General features: G+C 56.7%; 8 protein-coding genes and 1 pseudogene. 6 read left to right on the top strand and 3 right to left on the bottom strand.

Features of this window, described 5'->3' with window-relative positions; genetic code table 11:
- Window positions 1–61: 61 nt before the first annotated feature.
- A complete protein-coding gene (locus ABH945_RS34400; protein ID WP_429253662.1) occupies window positions 62–244 on the top strand; it encodes an H-NS family nucleoid-associated regulatory protein in 183 nt (60 codons plus the stop codon).
- A gap of 211 nt (window positions 245–455) precedes the next feature.
- On the top strand, window positions 456–866 hold the full coding sequence (locus ABH945_RS34405; protein ID WP_429253613.1) for a DoxX family protein: 411 nt from the start codon (window positions 456–458) through the stop codon (window positions 864–866).
- Window positions 867–908: 42 nt separating this feature from the next.
- Here ABH945_RS34405 and ABH945_RS34410 read toward each other — a convergent pair whose 3' ends face one another.
- The 3 genes and pseudogenes from ABH945_RS34410 to ABH945_RS34420 all read right to left on the bottom strand — a co-directional run bounded on the left by ABH945_RS34410 (window position 909) and on the right by ABH945_RS34420 (window position 6,033).
- Complete coding sequence (locus ABH945_RS34410) at window positions 909–2,522, bottom strand: Na+/H+ antiporter (protein WP_429253614.1); 1,614 nt, start codon at window positions 2,520–2,522, stop codon at window positions 909–911.
- A 21-nt stretch (window positions 2,523–2,543) separates the two neighbouring features.
- Window positions 2,544–4,291 (bottom strand): annotated as a pseudogene (gene dld, locus ABH945_RS34415) (D-lactate dehydrogenase).
- A gap of 266 nt (window positions 4,292–4,557) precedes the next feature.
- Window positions 4,558–6,033, bottom strand: a complete 1,476-nt coding sequence (locus tag ABH945_RS34420) for a mechanosensitive ion channel domain-containing protein (RefSeq protein WP_429253615.1) — start codon at window positions 6,031–6,033, stop codon at window positions 4,558–4,560.
- Window positions 6,034–6,282: 249 nt separating this feature from the next.
- On the opposite strand from ABH945_RS34420, the gene ABH945_RS34425 reads away from it, so the two are divergent.
- The 4 genes from ABH945_RS34425 (at window position 6,283) to ABH945_RS34440 (ending at window position 12,366) form a co-directional block, all read left to right on the top strand.
- Window positions 6,283–6,801 (top strand): Dps family protein, encoded by a 519-nt coding sequence (locus tag ABH945_RS34425; RefSeq protein WP_429253616.1) that lies wholly within the window; start codon window positions 6,283–6,285, stop codon window positions 6,799–6,801.
- Between the two features lie 463 nt (window positions 6,802–7,264).
- Window positions 7,265–9,445 carry a catalase/peroxidase HPI gene (gene katG, locus ABH945_RS34430; RefSeq protein WP_429253617.1) on the top strand — a complete coding sequence of 727 codons (2,181 nt, stop codon included), beginning with the start codon at window positions 7,265–7,267 and terminating at the stop codon, window positions 9,443–9,445.
- 100 nt (window positions 9,446–9,545) lie between these two features.
- Complete coding sequence (locus tag ABH945_RS34435) at window positions 9,546–10,676, top strand: NADH:flavin oxidoreductase/NADH oxidase (protein WP_429253618.1); 1,131 nt, start codon at window positions 9,546–9,548, stop codon at window positions 10,674–10,676.
- 529 nt (window positions 10,677–11,205) lie between these two features.
- On the top strand, window positions 11,206–12,366 hold the full coding sequence (locus ABH945_RS34440; protein ID WP_429253619.1) for an NAD-dependent formate dehydrogenase: 1,161 nt from the start codon (window positions 11,206–11,208) through the stop codon (window positions 12,364–12,366).
- The last annotated feature ends 45 nt before the right edge of the window (window positions 12,367–12,411 follow it).

The raw sequence follows: 12,411 nt of genomic DNA on the forward strand, positions 1-12,411 counted from the left end.
GTTGATCGCCAGACCCGACGCAGAAACCCGCGAGCGCATTATCCTGTGGATCAGAAGAAGGATGGATGAATGCGGTATTACTGTCGCAACGCTGGAGCAAGTGCTGGAGAGAGAGACCGTCCAGCCGTTCTACCGGGACGCATTCGGCAACTGCTGGACCGGCGAGGGAAGCCTACCTGAATGGTTGAGGCGAGCCGTGGCGGCAGGGCAAACTATTGAGCACTTCCGCGCGTCGAACCGGTAGCGGATAACGTGGCAGATTGTTTCTTACGACCTCCATGATTCGAGGCGATATTGGATCGATATTCACGTTGATCGGTAACCTTCCGCCGCTTGCAGCATTCCACGAAATTGTGCGAGTCCAGATCAACGCTTAATAACATTTAAGGAATGTAAAGGACTGTTAGCCTTCGCGCGCCTATCATCGGTCACACAAGAACAAAGGAGGAAGATAAGTGCAACCCAAGGCAACGATTGTAGATGTTGGATTGCTATATTTGCGCGTAAGCGCCTGTTTGCTCGTACTGGTCGTTCACGGCTTGCCCAAAGTCATGCACTACGCAGAGCAGGCTGCGGTCATCGAAGATCCGTTTCATCTCGGCCGATCAGTTTCTATGGTATTTGCCATTTTTGCCGAAGTGGTTTGTCCGCCTTTTGTCATTCTCGGCATTGCAACGCGACTGACCGTATTGCCAATTCTGATCGTCACCCTCATTGCGCTAACCTTCGTGCATCGCGACTGGACTTTGGCAGAAGGGCAATTTGCGTGGATGTTATTGATACTCTTCGGCACGCTCGCCATTACCGGCTCGGGACAAATTAGCGTGTACAACTGGACGAGAAGGTCACTTATAAGCTCCCCGTAAACCCGGCTCTTCATGTTTGCCACGTCAGTCCGCATGGCTCCTTTACGGGCCGACCAGTCTCTTCAATCTGGCCTCTTCGAGATCCAGCTCAGATTCGATCCGATGTAAGGTCTTGTCATTGATCCGGCTCTCGTCATGTAACTTGAGTAGCGCTGCACGGCCCGCTTGCACCGCCTGCAATCCGATATCTAACCGGGTATGTCTTAACCGCACCAGGTCTGCACCACCTACGTGCGCTCGTGCGTTACTTTCAACCCGATAACTGTATTCGTCGATCAGCCGCAGCACGACAGCCTCATTGCCTTTGCATTGGCCGATATCAATGTTCCTCAGCGCGTCGAGCGATGCCTGAAACGTAACCGAGCGAGCCTCGAATTGCGTCAGGTACTTTGGTTCGGCCGGCCCATGTATATCTCGAAAGCCGATCCGACGTGCGAGCGGCGCAAGCGTCAACCCTTGCACAACAACAGTGACGAAGATCACCGCAAAGGTCGAGAAAATCAGCGTGTCGCGGTCGGCCAGAGAATCGGGAAGCGCCAACGCAGCCGCAAGACTCACTACGCCCCGCATTCCCGCCCAACCCAGAATCGTCGCTTGCCTGATGTCCGTTCTGACGGGCGTGCCGCGTACGCGCGCCAGGAACTGTTCGGGTAACACGATCGCCGTCACGACCCAGAGAAATCGCGCAAGGATAACCACGGCTACCGTCGCACCAGCGAGCATCCAGACCCGCTCCGGCAGCCATGAAGAGAAGTTCTGCCCGGCGCTGAGCTTTTCGAGCGGGCTGCGCAACGACACGCCAATCAGGATGAATACCAGTGCTTCCAGCACAAAGACAACGACGTCCCACGTTCCAGTGATTTGCAAACGGGTGGTCGCATCCAGAACCGTGTGCTGACGCCATCCGACAATCAATCCGCACACTACGACCGACAGCACGCCCGACCCATGCAGGTGTTCGCCGAACAGATAGGCTGCCCACGCTGCAAAAAACGTGAGCACCACAGACAAGCGCGCGTCTTTGAGCCGTCCGAGCAGCCCGATCGTTGCATAACCAGTGATCGCTCCCATTGCGATTCCGCCCAGCGACAGCACGGAAAACGTGACGACCGCGTCCTGCGCGCTAAACACGCCTGCGGACAGTGCGACGACAGCAAAGCGGTAGATCACAAGGCCCGACGCATCGTTGACGAGACTTTCCCCTTCGAGCACCGTGATAAGACGCTCAGGAAGCGGTAGTTTGGCGAGCAGAGCTTTTGCAGCGACCGCATCGGGAGGCGATACGATTGCGCCGAGCGCGAAACAGGCCGCCCAAGGTAACCGTGGGTCCACCCAGTGCGCGACGCAAGCGACACTCGCGGTAGTGAAAATCACCGAACCGAGTGCGAGGGATGCGATAGACGCGGTCTCGCGGCGAAACTCGCGCCAGGCTGTATAGAACGCACCGGACATTAACAGCGGAGGAATCAGCACGACCATGATGACATCCGGGTCGAGCGCGACGGCGGGAGCATCGGTTGCGAAGCAGATCGCTGCGCCGCCGACCAGCAACACCGCGGCGGCCGGCAGATTGAAGCGACTTGCGATTAGCGATAGAACGCACGCCCCCAGCAACACCAGCAGCAGGTCCTGGAAGAAAAGAATGGTGTGGCTCATTTAAAGTGCACCGTCGCCCTCTTAGACTACAGTCTCTCGATAGCGCTCGAACTTCGAGGTTTGTCCAATGCCGGGATTGAAGCAATTGCACGGGTCGATTTTTTTGTAGAACGCGACAAGTTGAGGCTTCGCTTTGTACAGGTGACCAACATTGTGTTCCGCAGGATATTCGGCACCCCGGTGATCCAGCAAGGACCACATTTTGTGCTCGAGCTCCGTGCAATCGTTGCCTTTTTTGACGATATAGTCCTGATGGAATACGTGGCAAAGAAAGTGCCCGTAGTACAGCTTAATCAGGATCTTCTCGTCTATTTCAGATGGCAATGTTTCAGGCCAGTTGCGATCATTACGACGTAACGCGATATCCAACGCAACGATATCTTCGACCTCCCTGCCATGAAGCGTGCGGTATCGCACCGCGGCTCCCGCAGTCACGAAACGATGCAGGAACGCTTTGCTACCCTCGTCGTCAGTGCATTCAAAATATTCGCCAAAAGACGTTTCGAAATGTGACGATATCAACGCGCGAGCTTCGTCGACGTTCTCCCCCGCTACTTTGAGCATCAGATGGTGCTCATATCGGTTTCGGAAATCCTTCAGACGCGGAGGCAAGTGACTCGGAAACAGCATCCCTACTGATTGTAGAACCCTGTCGGTGAAATTCGACGGCAAAAATCCGATGCGGCCGAACAGTTCGTCGAGGCGACTCTTCAGCGCAAACAATGCAGGCATGCGTGACGTACCCAGATGGCGGATCGCCAGAAACGTGTCCTTGCCGTATTTCTCTGCAACATCGAACGCATCACGATGAAGATACTCCGCTGAGATCGGGAGGGGACTCAGTTTTTGTAGCACACTGCGGCGAAGTTCAGTGAGATCGTCGGGTTCATTCGTTCCGATATAGAAAACCTTCGCGTCCTGTTCAACAGGAAACGTGTCCATTCGAACGCCGAACAACATCAACTTACCCGCCGAACCCGAAGCTTCATGCAATCGCTGCGGGTCGGCGTTGTAGCGAGCCGGTGTATTCGCGTCGACTTCGCGTACGTGACTCGCATAGTAGTGGTCGGAACCGGCCCCGGCGTCCTGTCGAATATCGCGTTCCGTGAACACGCCTTGTTCGAGTCGAGCAAGCATGACGTCTGGCTTATCACCGAGCTCAATTCCCAAATGGTTGACCAGTTTCAGCGCACCAGACTCGTCGACCTGAGCGAATAGTGCCATTTCGGTGTAGGCCGGACCGCGTTGAACCAGCGCTCCTCCCGAGTTGTTACAAACGCCACCGAATACCGACGCGCCGATGCAACTCGAGCCGATAACAGAATGCGGCTCCCGGCCAAAGGGTTGCAGCGTTTTCTCCAACTGGTCCAGCGTGACGCCCGGCAAACAGACCACCTGCCGCCCCTCCACGATCACATAAGCCTTGTTAATGCGTGTCGGACTGACAATCACGATATCTCGATCGTAATCGTCTCCGTCTGGTGTTGATCCACCTGTGATACCAGTATTTGAAGCCTGGCAAATCACCGCGACATTCGCCGCGATACACGCCTGGAGGACCTTCCATTGCTCGACGAGAGTACCGGGCCGCACGACGCTAACGCGTTACCGCAGCCAAATCGAAAGCCGGTTCGATAGCGGCGGGTTTGTGAAGGTGAGATCAGTGTGTATTTGTCGCCGACGATCCCTCGCAACTCGAAGATCAAGGCGGTAGCCTTGACAGCGCGCGTTGGTGCGCGTGCCCCAAATGCAGTGTAGACGGTGGCCATAGTTTTTCTCAAAGATGCAGGAAATGAGCAATTCAATCATTCCGGCCGGAAGATCTTTTTCAAAAAAGCACGGTATGGCTCGAGCCCGTCGAGAGTCATGTGCAGCAATGCCCGCGATTCTTGGTCTAAAACTGCACGCTCTCGTACTGATGAGAGAATTAAACACAAACCTTTGCAGGTTAGCGAAGAAATAGTGAGGCGTGGTTCGCGCGATCAGTCCTGTAATAGCTGATCCTGCTAATCAGGCGCAGTAGCCAAGAACAGAATCAGATCTGTAATTGGTGGAACCGCTTGACGCCATCACGTATCCATTGCAACACGCCACTCTCGGATTGCTCAATTTCAGGCGGATTGGCAAACAACAATTCTTCGCTAGCAAGGTGCGCCGACACCAGCCTGCACATCTCTTTGGCCACTTCGGGGCGTCGCGTAAGCAACGATGTCAGCACCGACTTGTCCAACTGATATACCGTCACTCGGGTTAGCGCACGCGCAACGACAGCGCTCGCAACGCCGGCAAGTATGCCTAGCTGCCCGATCGCGTCGCCTGGCGATAACCGGCGCGATTCGACCTCTTCCCCTTCCTTTTCCTTTCGCACCGTGACCTTCGCAACGCCCCGCGCAATGATATGCAGATCGTGAGCGCTCTCGTCTGATGCGGTATATATAGTCTGGCCCGCGTCGAATTCATGCGTTATCAGCCTGGCTGTCAACTCCGCTAATTCACCGTCGTTCAAGGTCTGAAAAATTGGCACATTGCGAAGCAGGATGCGCTTTCCGTCGGCGCCTGGCGTGCCTTGCTCCGCCACCGACAGCGAATGAAGAGTCACCCCACGCGAGAGCAGGTGACGGTATGCAAAATCGTACAAACGATTTCGGACTTCATCAGTCTTGTCCAGCGAATCCACGAAACAGACGATTTCATACTCGATGGCGTCATTGGTCGCGCGGCGAACGTTCGCACTTGCCTTCGGGTCGGTGAGCACGTCAGTTGAACTGAGTGCGGCGTTAGCCAGAGCACTGAGTACCAGCGCCGGCCTGATCGCCGGGCTCAGTGCAAGAACCACGCTAATGCCATGCGTATGCGGCGGCTGATTCGCGTTAACTATATTGGCACGCGCCGCCACGCTGTTGGGGATCACAACAAGATTTCCCTGGCCGTTGAGCAGGCTGGTCGCGCGCCAATTGCTTTCTATCACTTTGCCTTCAGCATCGCCGATAGTTACCCAGTCGCCCAGACGGAAAGGCTGGGTCGCATTCAATACGGCTCCGGAAAATACGTCGTTGAGCGTACTCTGGATTGCCAGACCGAGCACGACAGCGAGCGCGCCGGAGGTCGCCAGCAACCCCTTTACGGGGAGTTGCAACACGAAAGCAATTGCACCGACCGTGGCAGCCAGAAATACGAGGGCGCCGAGCACGTCCTGAAACAGTCGCTCTCTATGCCATGCTTCCGGCAAAACGACGCGATCGAGAACAATGATGACAAGGCGCGCGCCTTGTAACCACCATACCAACTCAAGTACCTGCGCCAGTAAATGCCGAAACGGGTCGGCTGGCCACGGTGCCGCCCGCAGTGGACTGATTCCTGAACTGAAGAGGATGTAAGTAGACAGAGCGAACATCAATGCCCGGATCAAGAACCGTAAAAGATCCTTCCTGCTGTCCATAAAACGCCAAGCGAGGAAGTCCAGAATAAGAATTCCTGCCGCGTACAACGCACCATTGGTCAGAGTAGGCATGACGGTTTCCTGACACGAAGCTTCGCATTCTAGCGACCACTCTCTTGTCGGATTTGTCGAAACAGCACGGAATAGTCATAAAAGAACGCCACGAAATAAGTGCGTTTCTTATCTTCGCGTTGCCTTATTTTTTCTCAGAAAAATTCATGTTTTATGCAGGACTTTATGGACAACGTGCTCCTAAACTGAAGTCTTCCCCAGCACGATTCGCATGCTGAACCCGTGGGCTTGTTTAACCAAGGACTTGCTATGAAAGATGCTACGAAAGCAGCCGAACATCGCGCTGCGCCATTGAAAACGCCGACTCGGCTCACGCAGGAGGCGACTCACGATATCGCCGCCGCCTTAACCGTTTTACTCGCAGACGTGTTTGCGCTCTATCTCAAGACAAAGAATTTTCATTGGCATATGTCGGGACCCTACTTCCGCGACTATCATCTGCTGCTCGATGACCAGTCCGACCAGATATTTGCAACCACTGACCCCATTGCAGAACGCGCACGCAAGATTGGAGGCAGGACGTTGCACTCAACGGGTCACATTACCCGACTGCAGCGCATTGCTGACAACGACGCCGAATTTGTCACGCCTGACGACATGCTCGCTGAACTGCGCGAAGACAATCTCGCGCTGGCAGGTTACATGCGCGAGACCCACACGTTGTGCAATGAATTCGGTGATGTTGCCACGACGAGTCTGCTAGAAACGTGGATTGACGAAGCCGAACGGCGCGTCTGGTTCCTGTTCGAGTCCGGACGTCGGTCGTAACATAGTTTTCGGGTTGAACGGTGGCAACTGCTGCCGTCCCACCTTCTCCGCGCCAGCTTGAAGCTGGCGGAGCAGCTCGGCAGGCCCTCGACAAAGAAACTTCATTTTCTAACTGCCGCTGCGGTCATCGAGCGCAATATCGCTTCTCTCCAAACCTGGCTGCATACCGTCAGCAGCGTCGAACAACATTCACGTTTTTTCATTTACAGAATCGCTGTGTTCCGCAAAGTCGGGACGCTCGTCGTTTTCGAGAAACGTACGATTGTCGTGCTTGCCAAGCCTCTCCTCTTACTCATTTACCTGAGAAACTCGCGACATAGTGGGTTTGTAGCCGGGCCCGTGCCACGAAAACGAGCCACCGTCGAATCGCGTCGTGCAAATCTGCAAAGCAAACCCCTTACATGCAATCGGCACTCGTCGAAATGGCTCAAGCTGACTTCCATTCACTCAATGGAGAAGGTGCATGTCAACAGAAGCGAAATGCCCATTCATTCACGCGGCTGGCAGCGGCACGTCGAACCAGGAATGGTGGCCGCATCGGCTCAACCTCGGCATTCTCCGCCAGAATTCGCCGCGTTCCGATCCTATGGGCCAGCATTTCGACTACGCGCAGGCATTTAGCTGCCTTGATCTGGATGATGTTAAGAAAGATCTGCTGGAACTGATGACGTCCTCGCAGGCGTGGTGGCCCGCCGATTTTGGTCATTACGGTCCTTTCTTCGTCCGCATGGCATGGCATAGCGCCGGCACTTACCGCACAACTGACGGACGCGGCGGCGCCGGCTCCGGTCAGCAGCGCTTCGCACCGCTCAATAGCTGGCCCGACAACGTCAATCTCGACAAGGCACGTAGGCTAATCTGGCCGATCAAGCAAAAATACGGCAGCAGCCTCTCGTGGGCGGATCTGATCGTCCTCACCGGAACAGTCGCTTTGGAATCAATGGGGTTCAAGATCCTTGGCTTTGCGGGGGGGCGTGAAGACGCATGGGAAACTGATCAGTCAGTTTACTGGGGCGCTGAAACGAGCTGGCTTGGCGACAAGCGCCACTCAGATCAACGCGAGCTCGACCAATCGCTCGCAGCTTCCCAGATGGGCCTGATTTACGTCAATCCTGAAGGTCCGGACGGTAACCCGGACCCGGTTGCCGCAGTGAAGGACATTCGCGACACTTTCGCCCGCATGGCGATGAACGACGAAGAAACGGTCGCGCTCATCGCCGGTGGTCACACTACGGGCAAAACCCACGGTGCCGCGCCGGCGTCAAACGTAGGACCCGAGCCGGAAACTAGCGGCCTCGAACAACAGGGCTTAGGTTGGAAGAACGTTTTCGGTACCGGCAACGGTGACGACACAATCTCCAGCGGTCTGGAAGTTATCTGGACGACTACGCCGACGCAGTGGAGCGGCAACTTTTTCGAAAACCTGTTCGGCTATGAATGGGAATTGACACGCAGCCCGGCAGGTGCACATCAATGGACGCCGAAGGGCGGGGCCGGCGCGAACTCTGTGCCCGATCCGCAAGACCCGGCAAAGCGCCGCTCGCCGTCACTGCTGACCACGGATCTTGCGCTGCGCTTCGACCCGGCATACGAGGCTATCTCGCGGCGCTTCCATGCTAACCCGGATCAATTTGCAGACGAGTTTGCCCGAGCGTGGTTCAAGCTGACACACCGGGATATGGGACCGCGAACACGCTATCTCGGCACCCTCGTGCCGGCAGAGCAGTTCATCTGGCAAGACCCTATTCCCGCCGTCAATCACGAGTTGATCGACGAGCAGGACATCGCTGCGCTCAAGTCGATGCTTCTGGGGTCAAGGCTGTCTGTCGGACAAATGGTTTCGACCGCGTGGGCGTCGGCGTCCACGTTCCGCGGCTCAGACAAACGTGGCGGTGCGAACGGAGCGCGCCTCGCTCTCCATCCGCAAAGAGCGTGGGAAGTCAATCAGCCCGCGGAACTGGCCACGGTGCTCGAAATTCTCGAAAGTCTTCAACGCGATTTCAACAGCGCGCAGAGCGGTGCCAAAAAAGTGAGCCTCGCCGACCTGATTGTGCTGGCCGGATGCGTCGGCATCGCCAAGGCCGCTAAAAACGCCGGTTACGAGCTCACTGTCCCATTCACACCGGGACGCATGGATGCTTCTCAGGAACAGACAGACGTCCACTCGTTTGCAGCACTCGAACCCATGGCCGACGGTTTTCGCAATTATCTCCGGGGCGACTGCGCCGCAGCGTCTGAGGCACTGCTGATCGACAAAGCGCAACTGCTGACGCTCAGCGCACCGGAAATGACGGTATTGATCGGTGGCATGCGGGTTTTGAATACCAACTTCGGCGAAACGCGTCACGGCGTCTTCACCAGTCGGCCGGCAGCGCTAACTAACGACTTCTTCGTGAACCTGCTCGACATGGGCACGCAATGGAAGAGCACAGCGGATAGCAAGGACCTCTTCGAAGGATTCGACCGGGCGACAGGGCAACCTCTCTGGACCGCCACACGTGTCGATCTTATCTTCGGTTCCAATGCCGAATTGCGGGCTCTGACAGAAGTTTACGGCAGTCTGAACGCACAGGAAAAGTTCGTTCACGATTTTGTCGCGGCATGGGTAAAGGTAATGAACCTCGATCGTTTCGATGTCGTGTAAAAGGATACGCAGCATACGGCTCGAAATTTACCTTCTCTCGGAGCGTCAGTGCTTCGGGCGAGTCAGTAGCATTCACATTTGTATTTGCAGGAGATGAAACATGACTTCCTCGCTTTTTTCCCCAGTTCATGTCGGCCCCGTCGCTCTCGCGAACCGTGTAGTCGTCTCGCCGATGTGCCAGTACAGCGCCGACGATGGTTGTGCAAACGACTGGCATCTGATGCATTTGATGCAGCTCGCCATTTCCGGCGCAGGACTCGTCGTTCTCGAAGCCACGGCGATCGAACGACGCGCCCGAATCACGCACGGATGTCTCGGCCTCTACAGCGACGCCAATGAGGCCGCTCTCGCAAGAGTGATGGCGGCAGCAAGGCGCGTCGCGCCCCCGCAGACCCGCTGGGGCATCCAGATCAACCATGCGGGACGCAAGGCATCGGCCCAGCGACCGTGGGAGGGCCGTGCCGCGTTGGGGCCAGCCGAAGATCCCTGGCAAACGGAGGGACCTTCACCGATCGCGGCGGGCGGCCATTGGCATACTCCGAGAGAGATGACCCATGACGACATCAGACGGGTCCGCGAAGGATTTGTGGCAGCGACCCGCCGTGCGATCCGACTGGGTTTTGATGTGATCGAAATCCACGCCGCCCACGGCTACCTCATCCATCAGTTCCTTTCGCCATTGGCTAACCAGCGCACCGATATGTACGGCGGATCGCTAGAGAATCGCTTGCGCTTCCCGCTGGAAATCGCGACGGCGGTTCGCGAGGTGCTTCCACCCAAGGTTTGTCTGGGCCTCCGGATCACGGGCTCCGACTGGACGCCCGGCGGAATCGAACTGGCTGAGACCATTGTTTTCGCCGATGCCTTGCGAGTTCGCGGCGCCGATTATGTGTGCGTCACCACCGGTGGCGTCGTCAACGCCCGCATCGACGTACGCCCCGGTTATCAGGTTCCGTTTGCCGCTGAAGTCAAAGCAAACGTCAAGCTTCACACCCGCGCAGTCGGTATGATTGCCGACGCACACCAGGCCGAAACGATCATTGCATCCGGTCAGGCAGACACCGTCGCACTCGGCCGGGCATTTCTGGACGACCCGCGCTGGGTCTGGCATGCGGCTCAGAGTCTGGGCGACGAAAAATCGATCACCTTCCCCCCACAATACGAGCGCAGCAAGCCCTCCTTGTGGGCCGGGGCTGACCTGGCCCGTCCCGCGACGGCGAAGGCCTCCTGAGGCCGCCCAGCCGATCCGTACGTGCCAGCAAACATAGCAGCGCGCCTGATTCCAGACCGCGCCAAGTTTCCCGTCGTGAATCGAGAATCAAGTCTCGTCGAAGCGTGGTGACGCCCGATATGCGGCCGATGCTTTAAAGAGCAGCGGTCTCATCGCAGACTTGCTCTTAAGCGCTGCATTAACCGGGTTGACGACCCCGGTCTGCATTTCCCGGTAGCCGCGTATAGGCTTCCTCCGTTTCCTCCATATCTCCTCCTGATATGGTTTGGCCCGCCCTCGCGCGGGCCTTTTTTCTATCCCCTCCCGCTCGGTATCGCCCACCGATATTCCCGGTCGCCCGCACGCACCATTGCTCGCCGTGCATCTGTCTGTCGGCATCCGTCGCAAACGTATGTCGGCTACTTCGGTATCGTTATATCCAGTGAAATATAACGATACCGTGCAAATCTGAAAAAAAGCCCGAATGACGGGACCTAGACTCGGTAGGCCGATGTGGCAAAACGCTCTAACCGTCCTTTCAGGAGTTGGCATGGCAAAAATCTTATGCGTCCTCTATCCCGATCCAGTCACTGGATACCCTCCGAAATACGCCCGCGACGATATCCCGACAGTTACTCATTATCCGAACGGCCAAACCGTACCGTCGCCCGTGGGACCGCTGGGGTTCAAACCCGGCGAACTGGTCGGTTGCGTATCAGGCGAACTGGGACTACGCAGTTACCTCGAAAAGAACGGTCACGAACTGGTTGTCACCAGCGATAAGGACGGTGCGGATTCGACTTTCGACCGGCATCTCGTCGATGCCGATGTCGTCATCTCGCAGCCTTTCTGGCCCGCCTATCTGACGGCTGAGCGAATCGCGAAGGCGAAGAAACTGAAACTCGCGTTGACCGCCGGTATCGGCTCCGATCACGTGGACCTGAAAGCCGCTGCGGCGCATGGCATCACGGTCGCCGAGGAGACGTTTTCGAATAGCATCAGCGTCGCCGAACACGTTGTGATGATGGTGTTGTCGCTGGTGCGTAACTATTTGCCGGCACATCAGTACGCCGTGAACGGCGGCTGGAATATCGCTGACTGCGTGAGTCGCAGCTACGATCTGGAAGGGATGCACTTCGGTACGTTGGCAGCAGGGCGCATCGGTCTTGCCGTGTTGCGCCGACTCAAGCCGTTCGACGTGAAGCTGCATTACTACGATCCCCATCGCTTGTCGAAAGGCGTGGAGGCGGAGCTCGGTCTGACGTACCACGAGACGCCAGAATCGCTGGTGAAAGTGTGCGATGTGATCAATCTGCAGATGCCGCTTTACCCATCGACCGAGGGTCTGTTCAACGACAAACTGCTGAACCTCACCAAGCGCGGCGCTTATCTGATCAACACCGCGCGAGGCGCGCTGTGTGATCGCGACGCAATTGTTCGAGCATTGCAATCTGGACAGTTGGCGGGTTACGCCGGCGACGTGTGGTTCCCGCAGCCCGCACCGGTCGATCATCCGTGGCGAACCATGCCGAACCAGGGCATGACTCCGCACATGTCCGGCAGCTCGTTGTCGGGTCAGGCTCGATACGCTGCTGGCACGCTCGAAATTCTCGAATGTTTCTTCGAAGGCAGCCCAATCCGTCCTGAGTATCTGATCGTTGACGGCGGCAATCTCGCAGGCACAGGTGCCGGCTCATACAAGCTGACCTGAGCCTCATCATTTCTCCGGGTACGCGACAAAGATCTGATTTCTCGC

Origin of the sequence: Paraburkholderia sp. GAS333 (genome assembly GCF_050435665.1) — a bacterium.
In the GTDB taxonomy this organism is placed as follows: Bacteria; Pseudomonadota; Gammaproteobacteria; order Burkholderiales; family Burkholderiaceae; genus Paraburkholderia; species Paraburkholderia fungorum_A.